The organism is Pedobacter sp. AC402, from assembly GCF_979252805.1.
Genome location: NZ_CEEDAI010000003.1, coordinates 1 through 21,537, shown reverse-complemented (window position 1 = coordinate 21,537; position 21,537 = coordinate 1). Strand labels below are relative to the sequence as shown.

15 protein-coding genes are annotated in these 21,537 nt (G+C 37.9%); 10 read left to right on the top strand and 5 right to left on the bottom strand.

Annotated elements, in window-relative coordinates; all coding sequences use genetic code 11:
• The first annotated feature begins 58 nt into the window (after nucleotides 1-58).
• The 5 genes from AC0IWE_RS02875 (at nucleotide 59) to AC0IWE_RS02855 (ending at nucleotide 7,602) form a co-directional block, all read left to right on the top strand.
• A complete protein-coding gene (locus AC0IWE_RS02875) occupies nucleotides 59-616 on the top strand; it encodes a DUF4296 domain-containing protein (RefSeq protein ID WP_471791839.1) in 558 nt (185 codons plus the stop codon).
• Nucleotide 617: 1 nt separating this feature from the next.
• Nucleotides 618-2,996 carry an endonuclease MutS2 gene (locus tag AC0IWE_RS02870; RefSeq protein WP_471791838.1) on the top strand — a complete coding sequence of 793 codons (2,379 nt, stop codon included), beginning with the start codon at nucleotides 618-620 and terminating at the stop codon, nucleotides 2,994-2,996.
• Nucleotides 2,997-4,762: 1,766 nt separating this feature from the next.
• On the top strand, nucleotides 4,763-5,854 hold the full coding sequence (locus tag AC0IWE_RS02865; protein ID WP_471791837.1) for a PQQ-dependent sugar dehydrogenase: 1,092 nt from the start codon (nucleotides 4,763-4,765) through the stop codon (nucleotides 5,852-5,854).
• A 296-nt stretch (nucleotides 5,855-6,150) separates the two neighbouring features.
• The gene (locus tag AC0IWE_RS02860) at nucleotides 6,151-6,852 is read left to right on the top strand and encodes a CoA transferase subunit A (RefSeq protein ID WP_471791836.1); all 702 of its coding nucleotides are present in this window, start codon (nucleotides 6,151-6,153) and stop codon (nucleotides 6,850-6,852) included.
• Nucleotides 6,853-6,942: 90 nt separating this feature from the next.
• Nucleotides 6,943-7,602: a 3-oxoacid CoA-transferase subunit B gene (locus tag AC0IWE_RS02855; protein ID WP_471791835.1), complete on the top strand. Its 660-nt coding sequence runs from the start codon at nucleotides 6,943-6,945 to the stop codon at nucleotides 7,600-7,602.
• Nucleotides 7,603-7,851: 249 nt separating this feature from the next.
• Here the strand turns inward: AC0IWE_RS02855 and AC0IWE_RS02850 are convergent, their stop codons facing one another.
• Entirely contained in the window at nucleotides 7,852-8,502 is a 651-nt protein-coding gene (locus tag AC0IWE_RS02850; protein ID WP_055911527.1) for a uridine kinase family protein, read from the bottom strand.
• Nucleotides 8,499-10,028, bottom strand: a complete 1,530-nt coding sequence (locus AC0IWE_RS02845) for a muramidase family protein (protein ID WP_471791834.1) — start codon at nucleotides 10,026-10,028, stop codon at nucleotides 8,499-8,501. The genes AC0IWE_RS02850 and AC0IWE_RS02845 overlap by 4 nt, the downstream gene beginning before the upstream one ends.
• 283 nt (nucleotides 10,029-10,311) lie before the next feature.
• Here AC0IWE_RS02845 and AC0IWE_RS02840 point away from each other — a divergent pair, with 283 nt between their 5' ends.
• Together AC0IWE_RS02840 and AC0IWE_RS02835 are read left to right on the top strand one after the other, a co-directional pair.
• Nucleotides 10,312-10,791 (top strand): Dps family protein, encoded by a 480-nt coding sequence (locus AC0IWE_RS02840; protein WP_471791833.1) that lies wholly within the window; start codon nucleotides 10,312-10,314, stop codon nucleotides 10,789-10,791.
• 105 nt (nucleotides 10,792-10,896) lie between these two features.
• The gene (locus tag AC0IWE_RS02835; RefSeq protein WP_471791832.1) at nucleotides 10,897-12,723 is read left to right on the top strand and encodes a UbiD family decarboxylase; all 1,827 of its coding nucleotides are present in this window, start codon (nucleotides 10,897-10,899) and stop codon (nucleotides 12,721-12,723) included.
• A gap of 78 nt (nucleotides 12,724-12,801) precedes the next feature.
• Here the strand turns inward: AC0IWE_RS02835 and AC0IWE_RS02830 are convergent, their stop codons facing one another.
• From AC0IWE_RS02830 to AC0IWE_RS02820, 3 genes are all read right to left on the bottom strand, one after another.
• A complete protein-coding gene (locus AC0IWE_RS02830; RefSeq protein WP_471791831.1) occupies nucleotides 12,802-13,431 on the bottom strand; it encodes a hypothetical protein in 630 nt (209 codons plus the stop codon).
• A gap of 982 nt (nucleotides 13,432-14,413) precedes the next feature.
• Complete coding sequence (locus AC0IWE_RS02825) at nucleotides 14,414-15,943, bottom strand: OmpP1/FadL family transporter (RefSeq protein ID WP_471791830.1); 1,530 nt, start codon at nucleotides 15,941-15,943, stop codon at nucleotides 14,414-14,416.
• 21 nt (nucleotides 15,944-15,964) lie between these two features.
• Entirely contained in the window at nucleotides 15,965-16,975 is a 1,011-nt protein-coding gene (locus AC0IWE_RS02820) for a hypothetical protein (RefSeq protein WP_055911508.1), read from the bottom strand.
• Nucleotides 16,976-17,171: 196 nt separating this feature from the next.
• Between AC0IWE_RS02820 and proS the strand changes: the two genes are divergently transcribed.
• From proS to AC0IWE_RS02805, 3 genes are all read left to right on the top strand, one after another.
• Entirely contained in the window at nucleotides 17,172-18,650 is a 1,479-nt protein-coding gene (gene proS, locus AC0IWE_RS02815) for a proline--tRNA ligase (RefSeq protein WP_471791829.1), read from the top strand.
• Between the two features lie 78 nt (nucleotides 18,651-18,728).
• Nucleotides 18,729-19,868, top strand: coding sequence for a cystathionine gamma-synthase (locus tag AC0IWE_RS02810; RefSeq protein WP_471791828.1), 1,140 nt, complete (start codon nucleotides 18,729-18,731; stop codon nucleotides 19,866-19,868).
• 204 nt (nucleotides 19,869-20,072) lie between these two features.
• Entirely contained in the window at nucleotides 20,073-20,924 is an 852-nt protein-coding gene (locus tag AC0IWE_RS02805; RefSeq protein WP_471791827.1) for a TIGR02757 family protein, read from the top strand.
• The last annotated feature ends 613 nt before the right edge of the window (nucleotides 20,925-21,537 follow it).

Genomic DNA, 21,537 nt, shown 5'->3' with positions numbered 1-21,537 from the left:
TTTGGTAAAATTAATAACCTTGCCGCAATTTGGGCAAAAAATAATATTTTAATTCAGCATGAAAAGATTAATATGGGTTTTAATGACAGCTATATTATGGTTTGGTTGCAAACCTGGTATTCCTGACGGCATTATTAAACCTGATAAAATGGAAAAGATTTTATACGATATGCACATGGTTGATGGCTATATTTCTACTATTTACGTTGTAGATTCAGCTAAAAAAGTTGCAGCAGCTTATTATAAGGGTATTTATAAGAAATTTGGAACCGATTCTGCCGAATATAACAAAAGCCTGATTTGGTATAATACCAATCCTAAAGAGCTGGAAACCATGTATAAGAATATCCAGAAATCGTTGGTTAAGCAGAAAAAAGCGGTTGAAATTGCCGATAGAATGATTAAACAAAAGAAATTTAAGGCAGATTCGCTGGTGATTGCAAAGAAATTTAAGGCCGATTCTATTGCGATCAGGAAAAAAATGAAACCAGATTCTTTATCTAAAGTAAAGGCACTGGCAGAAATTGCTAAAAAGAAAAAACAGGCCGATTCACTCATAAATATAAAAAAATCGGAAGTGATGAGTACAATCTCCGCTCCGGCAGTCGTACAATAATATGTTATATCCCGAAAACTGTTTAGAACGTTTAGGTTTTGTGGAGATCAGGCAACTGATCAGCAAACATTGTTTGAGCCCAATGGGACAAACGATGGTGGAAAAGATGCAGGTGATGAACCGTTTTGATCAAATTGATAAATTTTTACGCCAAACAAACGAATTTAAGCGTATCCTGCAAAATCAGGAGCCGTTACAAATTAATACTTTTTTTGATATTAAATCGCTGGTCGAAAAGATCAGGGTAGAAGGTACTTATCTGTTGGAAGACGAGTGGTTTCAGGTTTATACTTCACTGCATACCGTTTTCTCCGTACTTCGGTTTTTTGAAGAACGCGCAGAGGTTTACCCAACGCTCGAAGCTTTATTTGAACATTTACCGATTGAAAAAAATATCCTTCGTAAAATTGAAACCGTAATTGATGCCAAAGGAAAGATAAAGCCCAATGCTTCAAAAGAACTGCAGGAAATTACTTCAGCCATTTCAAAAGCAGAGCAGGATGTGCGTAAGCGCATGGATTCGATCTACAAGCAAGCTATTGCAAATAATTGGGTTGCTGATGGTAGTTTAACCATTCGCGATGGTAGAATGTGTATCCCGGTTTTGGCAGAAAATAAACGCAAGCTCAAAGGTTTTGTTCATGATGAATCTGCAACCGGGCAAACGGTTTATATTGAGCCAGAAGAAGTTTTTACCTTAAATAATAAACTGCGCGATTTAGAATTTGATAAAAGACGTGAGATAATCAAGATTTTAATTGCTTTAACAGATGACTTACGACCATATTCGCCATTATTGCTTTCTTATCATGGTTTCCTTACCAAGTTGGATTTTGTTCGTGCAAAGGCGTTGTTTGCGTTAGATATTGAGGCAGAAATGCCAGGTTTGTTAAAAGAACCTAAAACAAAATTAATCAATGCAAGGCACCCGCTTTTATCGATATCATTTGCTGCTGAAAAGAAAAGTGTTACTCCTTTAAATATTCATATTGATGCCGAAACACGTGTAGTATTGGTATCTGGTCCGAATGCCGGTGGTAAATCAGTTTGTATGAAAACTGTTGGATTGTTACAGATTATGCTGCAAACCGGTTTGTTAATACCCGTTGATGCCAATAGTGAAGTGGGGATTTTTGAAAATATTTTTGCAGATATTGGTGATGATCAGTCGATAGAAAGTGATTTAAGTACTTATAGTGCGCACCTTAAAAAGATGCGCTATTTTGTGGAGCACGCTTCGCCAAAAACGATGGTACTGATTGATGAGTTTGGAACTGGTACCGACCCGCAATTTGGCGGACCAATGGCTGAAGCTGTTTTAGAGGTATTGAACAATAAAAAAGTTAGGGGTGTAATTACGACCCACTATTCTAACTTAAAGCTTTTTGCAGGCAATACACCAGGTTTGGAAAATGCATCTATGCTTTTCGATAACGCAAAAATGAAACCGCTTTACATTTTAGAAATGGGCAAACCTGGTAGTTCTTATGCGTTTGAAATTGCCCAGAATATTGGTTTGCCCAAAGAGGTGATTCAATTGGCCAGAGAGAAAACAGGGTCTAACCAAAATAGGGTAGATACCATGCTTGTTGATTTGGAACGTGAAAAGAAAAATGTTTATGATGCCAAAGTGAGTTTAGCCAATCAGCAGAATAAGGCCAAAAACCTGGTTGCTGAGAATGAAAAGTTAAAAAGCTTTTTAGAGGAAAACAGAAAAATACTGATTAAAGAGGCAAAACAGGAAGCACAGAATATCATTAAAAATGCCAATAAACTGGTTGAGAATACCATTGCTGAAATTAAAGAGAAACAGGCCGATAAAGAGGTTACTAAAGAACTCCGCCAGAATTTGCAAAAGGAATTGGTAAAAAATACTGTTCCAAAAGAACGGCCTAAACCAGTACAAGTTGTTGTTGGCGGAGAGATTGAGGTTGGCGATTTAGTAAAGTTTACTGATAGCGAAACCATTGGGCAAGTTTTAGAAATTAACCGCAATGAACTGATTTTAGCTATTGGCGATTTACGATCGACGGTTAAAAAGAACCGTGTGCAAAAAGTAAGCAATAAGGAGGCAAAAAAAGTAATTCAAAGCAGCGCAAACTCTTTTGCCGGGCGCATGAATGATGCAGTTTCTGGCTTCAGAGCAGAATTGGATCTTCGTGGAAAGCGTACAGAGGATGCCTTGCATGAGGTAGAAAAATACCTGGATAAAGCCATTATGCTTGGCTTTCCATCAATTAAATTAATACATGGAAAAGGCGATGGCATACTGCGGAAAATGATTCGAGAATATCTGCGGAAGTATAGTCAGGTAAACCGGATGGAAGATGAGCATGCAGATAGAGGCGGGGATGGAATTACCTATGTATATTTGAATTGATAAAAAAGTATTAATCTCGTGTCGAATGGAAACATTCGACACAAGCACAAGTCTAATAGCTTTAAGATCCCCGCATGAGCGAGGATGACGGCGTGTGGCGAATTCCCATCTAACCGTCATTTCGACCGTAGTGGAGAAATCTTTGGATAGTCTTGACGCATCTTTAAAAGATTTCTCGGTTGCGCTTTGCTTCGCTCGAAATGACGGAGCGGGCGATGAAAATTGTTATTCGATTTGATAAGAATCTTGATATAATACTGGTGTGTTAAGATCCCGCCTGCGCGCGGATGAAGGTAAGGAGGTGAATTCCTATCCACCGTCATTTCGACCGTAGTGGAGAAATCTTTGGCTAAGCTTAAAGCAAATTAAAAAGATTTCTCGGCTGCGCTTTGCTTTCGCTCGAAATGACGGAGCGGGCGATGAAAATTATTATTCGATTTGATAGTGAATCTTAATATAATACTGGAGTGTTAGAGATCCCTGCATGCTCGAGGATGGCGGTATGGAGGTGAATTCCTATCCACCGTCATTTCGACCGAAGAGGAGAAATCTTTGGATAGGCTTGACGCATCTTTAAAAGATTTCTCGGCTGCGCTTGCTTCGCTCGAAATGACGGAGCGGGCGATGAAAATCGTTATTTGATTTGACAGGGAATCTTAATATAATACTGGAGTGTTAAGATCCCCGCCTGCGCGAGGATGACGGCTTGGGCGAATTCCTATCCAACCGTCATTTCGACCGTAGTGGAGTAATCTTTGGATAGTCTTAAATCAACCTTAAAAGATTTCTCGGCTGCGCTTTGCTTCGCTCGAAATGACGGAGCGGGCGATGAGAATTGTTATTCGATTTGACATGGAATCTTGAATAATACTGGTGTGTTAAGATCCCCGCCTGCGCGAGGATGACGGTAGTGGGGGCGAATTCACGTGATCGTCATTTCGACCGTAGTGGAGAAATCTTTGGATAGGTTTAAATAAACTTAAAAGATTTCTCGGCTGCGCTTTGCTTCGCTCGAAATGACGGAGCGAGCGATGAAAATTGTTATTCGATTTGATTGGGAATCTTGATATATACTGGTGTGTGAAGATCCCCGCCTGCGCGAGGATTACGGTAAGGAGGTGAAATACTCGAGTAATGTCTGAGGATGACGATAGCGGGGCGAATCCCCATCTCAATCGTCATTTCGACCGTAGTGGAGAAATCTTTGAATAGTCTTAAATAAACCTTAAAAGATTTCTCGGCTGCGCTTTGCTTCGCTCGAAATGACGGAGAGGGCGATGAAAATTGTTATTCGATTTGACAGGGAATCTTGAATAATACTGGTGTCTTAAGATCCCCGCCTGCGCGAGGATGACGGCGTGTGGCGAATTCCTATCCAACCGTCATTTCGACCGAAGAGGAGAAATCTTTGGATAGGCTTGACGCATCTTTAAAAGATTTCTCGGCTGCGCTTGCTTCGCTCGAAATGACGGAGCGAGCGATAAATTGTTATTCGATTTGATAAGGATCGTGATATAATACTGGTGTGTTAAGATCCCCGCCTGCGCGAGGATGAAGGTATGTGGCGAAATACCTTGAATATTAGTAAGTGTGACGAATTCACCTGTAATCGTCATTTCGACCGTAGTGGAGAAATCTTTGGATAAGCTTGAAGCAACTTAAAAAGATTTCTCGGCTGCGCTTTGCTTCGCTCGAAATGACGGAGCGAGCGATAAATAATAAAACTTTTTTGGCCGTAACTGTGTTATTTTTAAAACGTTACGGTTATGAAAAAAATCTTACTCTGTCTTTTTGTGGTAATGGTTGCCACAACTTGCAAAAAGAATGATAATGATGGTAATGAAGATCCAGGAACACTACCTGATGTAACGTTAAAATCAAAGGTTTTAGTTTCTGGTTTAAGTTTACCATGGGAAATGGTTTATGGTCCTGATAACTTTATCTGGTTTACAGAAAAGGCCGGCAAAATTAGTCGCTTAAATCCTTCAACTGGTCAGGTTACGCCATTACTTAACATAAGCGAAGTACGTACGAATGGCGAAGGCGGTTTGTTAGGGATGGCACTCCATCCCGATTTCTCTTCAAACCCATACGTTTATGTAATTTATGGTTACGGAAGCACCTACAAAGCTAAAGTAGTGCGGTATACTTATAGTAGTGGCAATTTAACAGGTGCACAGACTTTACTGGATCAGATTCCGGCAGCTTCCATCCATAATGGATCACGTTTATTAATAAGTGGCGGTAAACTGTTTATCAGTACTGGCGATGCCTCTGATACGGCCAACCCTCAAAATTTAAATTCGCTGGCTGGTAAAATTCTGAGGATAAATTTAGATGGATCAATCCCGGCTGATAATCCTTTTCCCAATAATCCGGTTTTGAGTTTAGGGCATCGTAATGCGCAGGGATTAGTTCAGGTGGGTGGCAAAATATTTTCTTCTGAACATGGACCGGATTCTGATGATGAAATTAATATTATCGAAAAAGGGAGAAATTATGGATGGCCGAACATCAAGGGTTTTTGCAATGAAAGTAACGAACAATCTTTTTGCAGCCTGAATAAGGTAGCAGAACCTTTAATCAATTGGACACCAACCATTGCACCGAGTGGATTAACATATTACAATTCTGATTATATACCGCAATTTAAAAATTCGCTTTTGTTGGCGGTACTAAAAGGTACCAAATTGATGCAGCTAAAACTAGATGAGGCACAAACAAAAATTACAGCTACAAAAGATTTTTATGTGAATACGTATGGAAGGATAAGGGCTGTATGCCAATCTCCTGAAGGAAAAATTTATATCTGCACCAGTAATGGAAGTGACGATAAAATTATTGAAATTTCGAAATAAGCTTATTTCTTTTTATTGCCCGGGCATTTTTTACAACGCTTACCTTTTTTAAATTTCTCACAACATTTTTTGTGCTCAGCAGTGCAGCTGAAAATAAAACCCATTCCTTTTTGAAACTCAGGATCGGTGGGTAATGTGAATAGGCTATCTTCTCTCTCGTAAATCATTGCAGCACAAATATAATGGTTATTTAGATTAATTCCAATTGATTAGTATTCCTATTGGATTTAAAAATTATAAATGCATCATTTATGAAGGCAATTTGTAATTTAGCGAACTAACCAAAAATTCATAAAATGATAAATAAAGTGGTATCTGGTGCTGAAGAAGCCATCAAAGATATATCAGATGGTGCTACCATCATGCTCGGTGGTTTCGGCCTTTGTGGTATTCCGGAAAATTGTATAAATGCTTTGGTAACCAAACAGGTGAAAAATTTAACCTGTATTTCAAATAATGCCGGGGTAGATGATTTTGGGATCGGTTTAATGCTTAAACAGCGTCAGGTTAAAAAGATGATATCTTCTTACGTGGGCGAAAACGCGGAGTTTGAAAGGCAACTGCTTAGCGGCGAGCTTGAGGTAGATCTTATTCCGCAAGGTACTTTGGCCACCAGATGTTTGGCTGCGGGCTATGGTATGCCTGCTATATTTACTCCCGCAGGCGTGGGTACTGAAGTGGCAGAAGGCAAAGAGGTGCGTAATTTCGATGGTAAAGATTATTTAATGGAATATGCCTTCGATGCTGACTTTGCAATTGTTAAAGCATGGAAAGGGGATACAGCAGGAAATTTAATCTTCCGATCAACAAGTCGGAATTTTAATCCTGTAATGGCCATGGCTGGTAAAATAACCATTGCCGAAGTTGAAGAATTGGTAGCGGCTGGTGAACTTGATCCTGATTACATTCATACACCGGGTATTTATGTGCATCGAATTTTTCAGGGTAAGGATTACGAAAAAAGAATTGAACAACGAACGGTGAGGAAGAGGCAGTGACTCGTCTGAAATTTAGTAGCAGCTTCGAACATTCAGTCATTAAAAAAATCAGTTATTCCATCATCCAACATTCAATTATTTACAATTTTTATGTTTTCAAAAGAAGAGATCGCTCAGCGTATTGCTAAAGAAATAAAAGACGGATACTATGTTAACCTTGGCATTGGTATACCCACTTTGGTTGCCAATTATATTCCAAAGGGCATTAACGTAGTGTTACAATCAGAAAACGGTTTACTCGGTATGGGGCCATTCCCATTTGAGGGAGAAGAGGATGCCGACTTAATTAATGCCGGCAAACAAACCATTACCACATTACCCGGATCATCTATTTTTGATTCAGCGATGAGTTTCGGGATGATCCGTTCGCAGAAAGTAGATTTAACTATTCTTGGTGCCATGGAGGTTTCGGAAAATGGCGATATTGCCAACTGGAAAATTCCTGGTAAAATGGTTAAAGGAATGGAGGAGCAATGGTATTTGGTGGCATCGGCCAAAAATATTATTGTAGCCATGCAGCATATTAATAAAGCAGGCGAAAGCAAATTGTTGCCGAAATGTACATTGCCATTAACGGGCGTAAAGTGTATCAAAAAAATTGTGACTGAGCTGGCTGTTTTAGATGTTTTACCCGAAGGTGGTTTTAAACTTTTGGAGCGTGCCCCTGGTGTGAGTATCGAGTTTATACAAAAATCTACTGCGGGGAGATTGGTAGTGGAAGGGGAGATCCCAGAGATGAAGTTAGATTAAGTGTGGTGGTTTGTGGGGACACAAACCACGGTAATAGCGAAGGGGGAAGATACCTGAAATGAAGTTAGATTAAGTGGTGGTTTGTGGGGATACAAATCAGGCAGACGAAGATGATCTTCACTCTCTCGAAGGAATGAATCTAAATGGATTCTGTAAACCTATAAGAGCGTTATAATTTCCAATCAAGTTGGAATGACGATTGTTTAGGAAAAAAAGAAGTCAAGTTTTAAAAACTTGACTTCTTTCATTTTAATGTATATCTACTAAAATACTATTCCTTAAATCGTTCGAAATATCTTCAGTAATGGCGATAATTTCATCTGGTTCGTTGGTGTTGTTCATCACCACTTTGTTGCATGCTTCGCGGTAGGGAAGTAGGTATTCTTTATAAGCGGGTACAACATGGTTGTGCCATTTATACAATACATCTTCTTCGGGATAACCGCGTTCCAGTCCATCGCGTTTAATGCGCCGGTCTAAAGCAACCTGTTCATCTGCATCAACAAATATTGTATGATCCAAAAGCGCAGCTATTTCTTTAAAGTGAAGAATAAAAAGACCTTCAACAATAATTATTGGTGCGGATTTAATTTCGAGTATTTTAACTACAGCTAATGGATTGTTAAAATTGTATTCCTTTTTATAAACAACCTCACCGCTCATTAATTGCTTTATGTCTCTTAAAAACTGTTCGCTATCAATGGTTGATGGCAGATCAAAATTGTAGAGCTTATTTTCTTCCTGGGTCATGTCGCCAGCCGGAATGTAATAATCATCCTGTGATACAAGCGTTACTTCATCTTGTTTAAAATGATGAAGAAAGCAGTTTAAGAAAAAAGTTTTACCCGATCCGCTACCACCGGCAATGCCAATTATGAAAGGCTTTTTGTTCGAACTCATTGAGCACTATAAGTTAAATTGCAGAAAAAACGTTTATCTAAAGCGCCCAGAGAATCTGCTACTGCTTTAGTCATTACAATAATAACATCTTTTGTGGATTCGTTCTCTGTAAATTTACCAACAACCTTTGCAAAGGTAGTGCGGTTTGTCATTGGGTTAGTAATCTTAATTACCCTCCCTACAGGTGCTGTGCGGTGTAAAACCAGCATTTTTGTGCCATCAAGATCCTGATCGGCAATCCATACGGCGGTACCTTTTTCCTCGATCTGACTCAAGCCATAAACGCTCGGATCGCGACGCAGTTTGGGATCTTTTACCATGGTACTGTCCGGTTCATTCTCCTGATCTTCTTTCGAAGCATCATTAACCGACTTTGGTTGTGGTGGTTTCGGGATAATCAGTTTCTGATCAACTTTGATATTATTATCCTCCAATTTATTAGCTGTCCTGATCTGAAAAGCAGTTAGGTTATATTTTTTTGCAATTGAAAAAATATTTTCTCCGGTAGCTACTGTATGGATAAAACTTTCTTCTTTTGCTACTGGTGTTTCTTTAACTTTTGTTTCTGCCTGTTTCTCTACCGGAACCTGAACTTCGGCAACAATTCCTCCCGGAACTTTTAAAACCTGTCCAATTGTGATCGCATTATCAGGAAGGTCGTTTAGTTTTCTGATCTGATAAGCAGTAATGCCATATTGTTTGGCAATGGTGAAAATGGTTTCATTCCTGAGCACAGTATGTGTTCCTGATGCATCAGTAGGTTTATTTTCCTGAACTGGTTTTTCTTCAGCAGTTGCTGTTACAACCTTATTATCATTGATATTTTTAGTTGCCGGAATTTTAAGTTTCTGCCCTATACGGAGATTATTTCCCGAAAGGTTATTGGCTTTTTTCACTTCCTCTACGGTAGTACCATATTTCTCGGCAATTTTACCTAAAAACTCTTTTGGTGCAACAGTATGCTCAATCATGGTTTGATCAGCAGATGTTGTGTTGGTTTGTGGAGTTTCTGTATTGTTTTTAACTGGTGGCGGCGTTACAGGAGCAGTTGTAGCAATTTGTTCTCCATTTTTTACAGGAATTTTCAATACCTGACCAATGCTTAAATTATTTCCGCTTAGGTTATTTAAAGCTTTAATCTCGTTTATGGTTGTGCCATATTTTTCGGCCAGCATATTTAAATTTTCCTTTGCCTTAATGGTATGTTCAATCACATTGCCGGTAGCAGCACCTGGAGTTTGTGCAGTAGCGGTTGATCCTGTTGCAGTAAAAGGAATATTTGTTGGTACTTTAATAATTATACCAACCTGAAGGTACTTATTATCGTTAAAGGCCATAATGTCTTTAGGGGCAACATTATATCTCCGTCCGATGGAATAATAAGTATCCTTTGCAACGGTTTGGTGAACAATCAGTTTTTTGCCTTTATTATTTTCTACACCGATAGAGTCTCTTGCTGTACTGGCTTTGGCATTTGCAATGTTTAAAGCAAATAACACCACAGCAGATAAATATATTTTATGCATTTATTTTATGTAAATTTTTAAGTCAAAGGGAGCAATTATACGAATAATATTGTTAATCAGCCTATGTTATGCTTCTCGTTTTTGGGTAAAAATAAGATGACTTTATTAAGCTGATGTTGGTATGCTATTCATTAACAAATGTTTATAAAATTGTTATTCCCTGTAATATTGAATATTAAACGATCTAATAAATAACGTATTGTTCAAAAGACAAAATTGGATAAAACTTTTATAAATTTGGGTTGTTAGGTAGACACTAAAATACACCATAAATAATAACAAAATGGACGCTAAAGAAATAAGCTTAAACGAAAAAGAAGTTAAACCAGTTGTTGATCTTTTAAACGATTACCTGGCTAATTACCACATCCATTACCAAAAACTGAGAGGTTGCCATTGGAATATTAAAGGGCAAAACTTTTTTACACTTCACGTAAAGTTTGAAGAATTATATACCAATGCGCAGTTAACCATTGATGAAATTGCCGAACGGGTTTTAACTTTAGGTAAACCACCACATAGCCGTTTTGCGGATTACATTAAAGAATCTAAAATTAAAGAAATTGATACTATTGGCCTTAAAGACCTTGATATGGTTGATGCAATTTTAGACGATATGGCTACATTGATTGAATTGGAAAGAGAACTTTTAGATGCAACTGATGCTGCCGGAGACGACGGTTCGAATGATATGGTAAACCGCTTTATGCAATTTAAAGAGAAAAACACCTGGATGTTACGCTCTTTTGCAGGAAAAAAATAGAATCAACTTATCTTATTGAAAGCCCTAAATAAGTAGCATTATTGTAAAATCTGCTTATATAGGGCTTTTTTGTTTCTCAGAAAATCTAATTATTTATCTTTGGGCATGGCATACAAAAGTTTAGCAGAATGTGTATCCGATCTTGAAAAGCACGGTCATTTAATCAGAATAAAAGAAGAAGTAGATCCCTATTTAGAAATGGCAGCCATCCATTTAAGGGTTTATGAAAATAAGGGGCCTGCAATATTATTCGAAAAAGTAAAAGGAAGTCCTTTTCCGGCAGTTTCTAACCTGTTTGGTACCTTAGAACGTTCAAAATTTATTTTTAGGGATACTTTACCAAAAGTACAACAATTGGTTTCGCTCCGAAACGATCCGATGAAGGCTTTGAAGAATCCTTTCAAATATGCAGGTACGGCAATGTCGGCCCTTTCGGCGCTGCCACTTAAAACACCCTCTGCAAAAAACAAATTTTTAAAAACGACCATCAGTCAGTTGCCGCAAATTGTAAACTGGCCTATGGATGGTGGCCCTTTTGTAACCATGCCGCAGGTATACACTGAGGATGTAGATAAACCTGGCGTTTTAAATGCCAATTTGGGCATGTACCGCATTCAATTGGGTGGAAACGATTATATTCAGGATAAAGAGATTGGCTTGCATTACCAAATTCATAGGGGTATAGGCGTGCATCAATCAAAAGCCAATGCCTTAGGCTTACCTTTAAAAGTAAGTATTTTTGTCGGCGGCCCACCTTCACACCCTTTAGCAGCTGTTATGCCTTTGCCTGAAGGCCTTTCTGAAATGACTTTTGCGGGAGCCCTGGGAGATAGAAGATTCCGTTACTTTTATGATGATGAAGGTTTTTGTATCTCTGCAGATGCAGATTTTATCATTACGGGCACTGTTTATCCAAATGAAAATAAGCCAGAAGGTCCATTCGGTGATCATTTAGGGTATTATAGCCTAACGCATCCGTTTCCTTTGATGAAAGTGCATAATGTGTATCATAAAAAGGATGCCATCTGGTCGTTTACCGTAGTAGGCAGGCCACCGCAAGAGGATACCAGTTTCGGTGCTTTAATTCACGAAATTACAGGTTCGGCAATACCACAAGAAATACATGGTTTAAAAGAAGTTCATGCTGTTGACGCCGCAGGTGTACATCCTTTGCTTTTTGCCATTGGTAGCGAGCGTTACACGCCCTATTTAAAGGAAAGAAGACCGCAGGAAATTTTAACTATCGCGAATCATATTTTGGGCAAAAACCAATTGAGTTTGGCCAAATACCTGTTTATTGCAGCCAAGGAAGATGATCAACAATTGAATACCCATCATATTGAAGATTTTATTCAACATATTCTAACACGGATCGACTTAACCCGTGATGTTCATTTTTATACCAATACCACAATTGATACGCTTGATTATAGTGGCGACGGATTAAACAGCGGATCAAAAGTTGTAATAGCTGCCGCAGGCGATAAAAAGCGTGAACTTTGGAATAAAATTCCTGATGGATTGAAATTGAGTGATGGGTTTTATCAGCCTGAAATCGCCATGCCTGGTGTACTTGTTTTAGAAAGTAATAAATATTTAAATCCTGAAAAAACTGCGGCTGAAATTGCTTTGCTAAATATGGCGTTGATTGATCAGGATTTGTCAGGATTGCCTTTAATAATATTGGCTGATGATGCCAAGTTTACGGCTGCTACTGTTGATAACCTTGTTTGGGTAGCTTTTACAAGAAGCAATCCGGCAGCAGATATTTATGGTATTAATGATTTTACAATCAATAAGCACTGGGGTTGCAAAGGATCTTTGATCATTGATGCACGGAAAAAGCCCCACCATGCACCAGAATTAATTAAAGATGCTGAAACAGAAAAGAAACTGGATGTTTTGGCAAAAAAAGGGTGGGCCTTTTTATAAGTTACTTTAACATTTCTATATTGAACAAGATCAATTGCGCTAGTTTTTGAAAAGGCTTTGATCTGGAAAGTGTATTCACTAATTATTTTGGCTTTGATTACGATCAAAAAGTTCCAATCTTTTTTTTATTTTATTTGCTAAAGAAAAAGGTATTGATTGATAGATACATACAAATCCAAATGACATTAATATTAGAAAAACAAATGCAATTAATATAAAATCTTTGAGTTTAGTTAATTCATAAAAATTTGCATAATAATAATAGAAGATAAAGGCTGAAAAATAGAGTGCTACACCTATAATTATTAAAAGCTTACCCCAAATAATTTGATACTTGTGAATCTTAATTGTTATTTCTTCACCTGATGTATCTAAAAAAGAATTTATAATTCTAATTATATCCCAGTTGCAATTTCTACCAACCTTATTTTTAAAGCGGATATACTTTTCAACATATTCTCCAGTTGCACGGATTTTAGTATGGGCATAAAAATAAGCTTCCTTCAATTCTACATTTAAAAAAATATTTTTGAAATCGGCATCACATTTTTCATATAAGTATTCAAACTCTTTAATTATTCTAAGGCTATTAATACCTTTATTGAACGGTATTTTTTTTAAAACCTTTGAAGTGAGAATTGCTACAATTAACGTGACAAAAGGGGTTAAAAGTTTCAGAATGTTAGAAATGCTTTCTAATAAATTCATAATAGATTTTTTAATTCGAATTAAATAGTAATACGTTTAAAAAGAAGCAACTAATATATCAGCATCCTTTTAAGTCAATTAACAGCGTTATTTGCGCTATAAATATGTTAATTGCTCACATCACTGATATTTTCAGTCTTATTTCTTTGTTTTTTAAAGAATAACTTCAGGAAGCCATATTCATAACTCCCAAAAAAGCTGTTATATAACCTATTGAAGCTATATTTAGATACCTGATGGAGCACTGTTGTAGACTCATGGCGCAATGAAAGCCATTTAGGTTGTGCAGAACTCAGTTATTGAATCATTTCACTCCATTATTGGCGTAAAGTACACCATCATCATTGTGATGTGCTCCATTTTTGATTTAATTTACGCCTATGTATATCACTTCCGCTCCGTTAATGGTCAATATTAAAGCATCTTGCGAGTTATAAATCCAATTAATGCCGTCATTTACCCTGTTCGTGAGCTTTATACAACCAATCTTATAAGAGTAATTTAAGCTTAGGCATATAAAAGGGGGGCATGTTTTAGTCTATCAACTAATATTAAATTTTATAGGAGATTAACATGATGAGCTCAGCTATATATTAGAATCTAATGAGGCATTCTTCATAACATAGATCTTAATCCTTGGTCTCGAATTGGCCATCATAGTTATTTTGTTTAAAGAGGAGCTTGCTTTCTCCTTGAATTCGGATAACGCTTGGCTAAATCTTCTACAACCGCCTGTGCACCGGGATAATTAGAGGCTCCAGCAATTTTTGCAGTACTGTAAATAGTCAGTGCAACTTCATACGCCTCACTTCCAGAAACCATACTAACATCCTCCTAGACCAGCTGACCCTAATACTCCAAGGCCAGGGAGTGGGGATACAGGAGGAAATCCACCAAGAGCCGGACGAGGATAGGATAATCCAATGTAAAAAAAAAGCCCGATTCTAGATAGAGAATCGGACTTTTTTATGGGTAACAATGATTAGAATCTTACACCGAAGGTTAAAAATACATTGTTCCTATTGCTTTTCACATCAGCTGTAGGCTCAGTGTAGTCATTTAGAAGATAGGGCTTTGATTCGAAATTTGTTTGATAATTTTGATAAGCTAAGTCAAAATAATAGTTATCTATTCGGTATCCAATACCACCAGTATAATATTGACCTTGGAAAAACTTATTATCCCGCCCCTTATCACCATTTCCATTTACACCATAACCAACCCTTAGACTTAATTCGTTAGTAGCTTTTACTTCTGCACCAACTCTATAATTAATTGCTTCTTTGTAAGTTTGTTTAATATATGCGTTGTTATCATTTATGATATTCATATCATATCCATCTACATCAGAAAAACGCATTGAAGAATAATCTACGTAATCTATATCTGCAGATATAAGTGCTGTGCCTGCAATAATATAGCTAATACCGGCCGAAGCTTTTAACGGCGTGCGTAAATTGTAATTAAAGCCATAGTATTTTGTAGGGTTGTTTGAATTAGAAGGGGCGTTTGTTGAATTCCCTGCGGTACTAGCAACCAAAGTTTCGCTTGTGTTATCTTCGATATTCATCCAAGTTGGTGTCTGGAAATTTAATCCAATCCTTAACTCGCTTACGGGTCTAAAAATCATACCTAATTTTAGATTGAATCCTCCACCTTTTGTTTCTTGATTTCTATAATGGGTTAAATTGTAATTCTCATTTCCTGTATAACCATTTACCTTTGGATCGTCATCAAATGAATTTAAAATCCCAGATTCGGTAAATGTAGCATCACTTGTATATTTTACATTAACAAAACTGGCGGTTGCACCAATATATACCTTATTGCCAAAGTTAAGAGCACCTGCAACGTTAAATTCTGAAGTAGAGCCTAAACGGGCTTCGTCCCAATTTTGTTTAAAGGTTGCATTTTGGTATGGTTCAGCTGAATATCCGTTCGGAAAATTAGGAGCGTTTTTATTAATCAAGTAGCTATTAAAAGCATCGCCAGCAATAGAGTTTTCAATTCCGTTATTATTTGCTTGATCAACATATGAATCCCTGATCGAACTATTGGTATTTGTACCATTATAGCTGATATTATTTAAAAAATCATTGTTGCGGGTATAGCTTAAACCGAAAACGGTACTTACTAAACCTTTGTCTACATCAGATCCTTTCATTTTTGCAGCAGGACTATAAAATACTACGCCAATATTGTTCAGGTTAATCTGGCTTTTATTCGCTTTAATATTATTGCCTAAATATGCACTATTGTTCGAAACGGAATTAAATTCAGGGGTGATGCTGAATTCAGATTTGGTAAATAAACCCAATCCGGCCGGATTGGCATTGATTGAACCAATATCGCCTCCAACACCGATTTGTGCGCCGCCCATTCCTTTAAATCGTGAAGAGCTTCCATAATTGGTTTGTGAGAAACGGAATGCATCGGGTGCATAACTTTGGGCATATGTTGTTCCCATAGTAGCTACTGTAGCTACTAGAGAAGCAAGGATGATTTTTTTCATTTGTGTGTTTAGATTTTATAATTAACCTCTGCCAGCTCTTGATGGTCTAGAACCACCGCCGCCGCCTCCGCCGCCATTAGAGCCACCGCCGCCGCCATTTGATGGTGGAGGTGAATAAGATGGTCTGCTTTCAGTTCTGGCTGGTTGTTGTGGTGTATAATTTTCGTTTCTGGTTGGTCTGCTGCCTTGTGTACCTTGAGGTGAATAATTATCATTTCTGGTTGGCCTGCCACTTTGGTTACCTTGACCTTGTGTGTAAACGCCACCCTGATTTCTTGCTGGTCGGCCAGCATTATTATTTGGTGCATAAGATACTCCACCGTTTGGATTACCAACACCAGATCTGCTCGGTCTGCCTACATTGCCGCCATTACCGTTTCCATATCTTGGTGTACCTCTGTCATCACTACCTGGTCTTGGTCTGTTGTAACCTCTGTTGGTATACACACCGCCGCCACCATAGTATCCGCCGCCAATACCCCAGCCACCGCCGTAGTATCCACCGCCCCAACCATAACGGTCGTAATAAGAGTTTGGTCCCCAAGAGTTCCATCCATAAGGATTATTCCATCCGTAGCCAAAGTTGCCATAATAGAATGGATTGCTCCAAATGTTACTGTAACCGAAACCTCCGCCCCAGCCACCTAAACCGTATCCACTGCTCCAACCCAGGCCATAACCAAGATAGTTAGACGGGCCATAGCTGCTGCCAGAGTAATAATTATCGAAATAAGGATCGTAATAACTTTGGAAACTGTAACCATTGTAAAAACGGTTTATCCTTGAAGAATAATCCATATCGTAATAAGGATTACTGGTTCCATAATATTCATCGTACTCTTCCTGACCGCGATTTTGATTTTGTGCCTGTTGATTTTGAGGAGGTAAAGCAACCTCAACTTCCCGCGCCTTGGCAACAGAATTATAAACATCATCTGCCGGCTTAGTTTGAGCCAATTTTGATGTTGAGCATGATGCCACCAACCCAGCGGCAGCAATCATAACAATGGGTAAAAATTTAATTGGTTTCATTGTGTTTATATTTAGTTGTGTGTGTTCACGAATGAATAAACAAGTTTAATAGTAAATAATTCTTAACTGGTAATTTAGTCAAAAATGAGCAAAAATAATAGATATTAATTTCTTAATATTTTGTAGGCATAAATTTATAAATTTGCCAGCGAATTTTACACTTTTTAACACACAAATTACGTTCCAAATACATAACATGAGCAAAGAAATTACAAGCAGAGAAGCAGATTATTCCCAGTGGTATAATGATATTGTATTAAAAGCAGATTTGGCAGAGCACTCTGCTGTACGTGGTTGCATGGTTATAAAGCCAAATGGTTATGCCATATGGGAAAAAATGCAGGCTGTTTTAGATAAAATGTTTAAGGATACCGGCCACCAAAACGCTTATTTTCCATTATTCATCCCAAAGTCATTTTTCTCTAAGGAAGCTTCTCATGTTGAGGGCTTTGCGACAGAATGTGCCGTTGTAACACATTATCGCCTAAAAAATGACGGTAACGGGAACATTGTGGTTGATGAAACTGCCAAATTGGAAGAGGAGTTAATCGTTCGTCCTACTTCAGAAACAATTATATGGAATACTTATAAAGGATGGATCCAGTCTTACCGCGATTTGCCGATATTGATTAATCAATGGGCCAATGTGGTAAGATGGGAAATGCGTACGAGGTTGTTTTTACGTACTGCAGAATTTTTATGGCAAGAGGGTCATACTGCACATGCTACTGCACAGGAAGCGATTGAAGAAACGGAACGCATGTTGCACATTTATGCCGATTTTGCCGAAAACTGGTTGGCAGTTCCTGTAATCAGGGGGCGTAAATCGCCAAATGAAAGGTTTGCGGGTGCGTTAGATACTTATTGTATTGAAGCTTTGATGCAGGATGGTAAAGCTTTACAGGCAGGTACTTCTCACTTTTTGGGCCAGAATTTTGCTAAAGCATTTGACGTTAAATTTACTGGTAAAGATGGAAAACTCGATCACGTTTGGGCTTCATCATGGGGTGTTTCTACCCGGTTAATGGGTGCTTTAATTATGGCACACAGTGACGATTCCGGTTTAATTATTCCACCAAAATTGGCACCGATCCAGGTTGTAATTGTTCCTATTTATAAAAGTGACGAGGATCTTGCCAAAATTTCTACTTATGTAAATGAGTTAACCATGCGGTTAAAGGGAATTGGCGTTTCTGTTAAATATGATGACAGAGATACACAGCGACCTGGTTTTAAGTTTGCTGATTATGAATTGAAAGGTGTGCCAATCCGTATTGCCATTGGCGGTAGGGATTTAGAAAATAAAACGGTAGAAATTGCCCGTAGAGATACCAAATTAAAACAAACTGTACCTCAGGAAGGATTGGATATCTACATCATCAAATTATTGGAAGATATTCAGCAAAGTATGTTTAACAAGGCACTGGCTTATCGCGATGAACATATAACTGAGGCCAATAGTTACGAAGAGTTCCAAGAACTTTTAGATACCAAAGCAGGTTTTATCTCAGCGCACTGGGATGGAACACCAGAAACAGAACAAAAAATAAAAGAAGAAACAAAAGCAACCATACGTTGTATTCCTTTAGATAATAAACTGGAAGATGGGGTATGTATTTATTCAGGCAAGCCTTCAATCCAAAGGGTATTGTTCGCTAGAAGCTATATTAATTAGACATGAGATTTGAGAGGTTAGATTTGAGAATGGATCTCATCTTACATCTTAAGTCTCGCATCTTAAATCTGAAAAAAAATGAAATTCGCAACCAAAGCTATACATGCAGGTCAAGAGCCTGATCCAACAACTGGTGCTGTAATGACACCGATTTACCAAACTTCTACTTATTGGCAAAAATCTCCCGGCGATAACAAAGGATATGAATATTCGAGGGGAACAAATCCGACACGTAAAGCTTTGGAAGACTGTTTAGCTGCTTTGGAAAATGCCAGATATGGTTTGGCTTTTTCGAGTGGAATGGGTGCAACTGATGCCGTATTAAAACTATTGCAGCCTGGCGATGAGGTTATTACCGGAAACGACCTTTATGGGGGATCTTATCGTATTTTTACAAAAATTTACACCAAATATGGCATCAAATTCCATTTTCTGGATCTTTCGAAGCCAGAAAATATGTTGCCTTATATCAATGATAAAACGAAGTTGGTATGGATTGAAACCCCTACAAACCCAACAATGCAAATTATAGATATTGAAGGTGTGGCAAAAATTACAAAAGAGAAAAACTTAATTCTTACAGTTGATAATACTTTTGCTTCACCATACCTGCAAAACCCTATAGATTTAGGTGCAGATATTGTGATGCATTCGGTAACGAAGTATATTGGTGGTCACTCTGATGTAGTGATGGGGGCATTGGTAACAAATGATGAGCAATTGTATAAAGACCTTTGGTTTATTTACAATGCCTGTGGTGCAACCCCTGGTCCGCAAGATGCATTTTTGGTGTTAAGGGGGATTAAAACGCTTCATTTAAGAATGAAAGCGCATTGCGAAAACGGTGAGCGCATTGCCCGTTATTTAAAAACTCATCCAAAGGTTGATAAAATCTATTGGCCAGGTTTTGAAGACCATCCTAACCATGATATTGCTAAAAAACAAATGCGTGGTTTTGGAGGAATGATCTCAATTACCTTAAAAGGTGCAGATTTGGAAGAAACATTCAGAATTTCATCTAATTTTAAGGTATTCACCCTTGCCGAATCTTTAGGTGGGGTAGAATCCTTAATCAATCACCCTGCAACAATGACTCATGGCTCAATTCCTAAGGAAGAAAGAGAGAAAGTAGGCGTTACCGATAACCTTTTACGTTTAAGCGTTGGGGTAGAGGATATTGATGATCTTTTGGAAGATCTGGAACGCGCATTGGCTTAGGCTAAGTGTAATAAATTGCCGTCATTTCGATTGGAGTATAACGAAGTTGAGGAATCTTTATTTAGGTAGATCTTTCCGCTCCACTGCGTTTCAGTCGAAATGACGTAATTTTTATTGAACCTTCAAAATGATATCAGGCTATTCAATTTGTTCCAAATTACAGCTAAGGAGAAGGAAGAAATTCACGTCTAATCAAAACTAACAATGCAATTTTTAGAGCTGAAAAATTTTTTGGATAGTAAAGTTGATCAGTACAACCGACCAGATTTTATAGCAAATGATCCCGTTTGTATTCCACATCTTTTTGATAAAAAGCAGGATATTGAAATTGCAGGTTTTTTTGCTGCTGTTTTGGCGTGGGGGCAGCGTAAAACCATCATCAACAAGTGTAAGGAATTGCTTAACCGCATGGATAATGCTCCTTATGATTTTGTGGTTAACCATATAGATGATGATTTAAAACGGTTGCTAAATTTTAAACACCGTACTTTTAACGATACTGATTTACTCTATTTTATTTCATTTTTTAAACAGCATTACCAGCATTTTGATAGTTTGGAGCAGGCATTCGTGCCTCAGCAAGATACTTATTTATCAGAATATTTAACAGTTTCATCCATTGGAAGTGAAACTGAATACGCTTCAGAAGTTGGCTTATCCGGAACATTAACTTTCACAATTGAGCAGGCTTTAAATCACTTCAGGGCCTATTTTTTCTCCTTGGAGGATTTTCCGCACCGCACTAAAAAGCACATTTCTTCGCCAAAGCAAAAATCGACCTGTAAACGCCTAAATATGTTTTTAAGGTGGATGGTTAGGGCAGATGATAATGGTGTAGATTTTGGCATTTGGGATACGCTTAAACCAAAGGATTTGATTTGCCCATGCGATGTGCATGTGGATAGGGTAGGGCGTTTGTTGGGATTGATTAACCGAAAGCAAACTGACTGGCTAACGGCGGTTGAACTCACCGAAAATTTGAAACAATTTGATCCTTCTGATCCTGTGAAATATGATTTCGCCTTGTTTGGCCTAGGGGTAGAAAAGATATTGTAATGCCGAAAAAATTGAGAAATGTCAAAAAAAACTTCTTTTTTCAATTCTATCTTCTTATCATTACATTGTTATTCTGCTTAAAACGCAGAATTTGTCTGTCCCAACCGTATTCATATGCTCGCAGTCAACTTATCTGATGAAGATAGATGGAAGAAATATAATAATTTTTCTCCTGTGGTCTCAATTTTCAAAAAATTTCATCCTTTAAACATTGAAATTGAAAAACGCATCAATCAACACACTTTTCCTGTAAGTTACAAAAAGAATAAATTTTTAGTTTCTCCGGTTGGACCCGTAATAAATTCCTTTTTTTGATTGTAAAAGGTGTAGTTAGAGGCTTTGTAAAGGATGGAACGAGCGAAATTACCACCTGGATTGCCAAAGAAAATGAGGTGGTTGGTACGATTCGTAACCTATGGATAGATAGTGATTCGGAGGAATTATTTGCAGGCTTTGGAAGATGTTGATTTAATTGCCATACCACATATGATCTTCTTCAGTGAAGCGGCGCACGAAAATGCGAAAGCGTTTCACGATAAATGCGAAAACCAGTGGTGTTAGCGAGGTAGACCTGGTTAATATCGGCTGCTACAACTGAACGAGTAGAGGACAA

Coding starts and splice junctions, on each gene's coding strand:
- AC0IWE_RS02875 (WP_471791839.1), top strand. CDS start 59: ATGAAAAGATTAATATGGGTTTTAATGACAGCTATATTATGGTTTGGT.
- AC0IWE_RS02870 (WP_471791838.1), top strand. CDS start 618: ATGTTATATCCCGAAAACTGTTTAGAACGTTTAGGTTTTGTGGAGATC.
- AC0IWE_RS02865 (WP_471791837.1), top strand. CDS start 4,763: ATGAAAAAAATCTTACTCTGTCTTTTTGTGGTAATGGTTGCCACAACT.
- AC0IWE_RS02860 (WP_471791836.1), top strand. CDS start 6,151: ATGATAAATAAAGTGGTATCTGGTGCTGAAGAAGCCATCAAAGATATA.
- AC0IWE_RS02855 (WP_471791835.1), top strand. CDS start 6,943: ATGTTTTCAAAAGAAGAGATCGCTCAGCGTATTGCTAAAGAAATAAAA.
- AC0IWE_RS02850 (WP_055911527.1), bottom strand. CDS start 8,502: ATGAGTTCGAACAAAAAGCCTTTCATAATTGGCATTGCCGGTGGTAGC.
- AC0IWE_RS02845 (WP_471791834.1), bottom strand. CDS start 10,028: ATGCATAAAATATATTTATCTGCTGTGGTGTTATTTGCTTTAAACATT.
- AC0IWE_RS02840 (WP_471791833.1), top strand. CDS start 10,312: ATGGACGCTAAAGAAATAAGCTTAAACGAAAAAGAAGTTAAACCAGTT.
- AC0IWE_RS02835 (WP_471791832.1), top strand. CDS start 10,897: ATGGCATACAAAAGTTTAGCAGAATGTGTATCCGATCTTGAAAAGCAC.
- AC0IWE_RS02830 (WP_471791831.1), bottom strand. CDS start 13,431: ATGAATTTATTAGAAAGCATTTCTAACATTCTGAAACTTTTAACCCCT.
- AC0IWE_RS02825 (WP_471791830.1), bottom strand. CDS start 15,943: ATGAAAAAAATCATCCTTGCTTCTCTAGTAGCTACAGTAGCTACTATG.
- AC0IWE_RS02820 (WP_055911508.1), bottom strand. CDS start 16,975: ATGAAACCAATTAAATTTTTACCCATTGTTATGATTGCTGCCGCTGGG.
- proS (WP_471791829.1), top strand. CDS start 17,172: ATGAGCAAAGAAATTACAAGCAGAGAAGCAGATTATTCCCAGTGGTAT.
- AC0IWE_RS02810 (WP_471791828.1), top strand. CDS start 18,729: ATGAAATTCGCAACCAAAGCTATACATGCAGGTCAAGAGCCTGATCCA.
- AC0IWE_RS02805 (WP_471791827.1), top strand. CDS start 20,073: ATGCAATTTTTAGAGCTGAAAAATTTTTTGGATAGTAAAGTTGATCAG.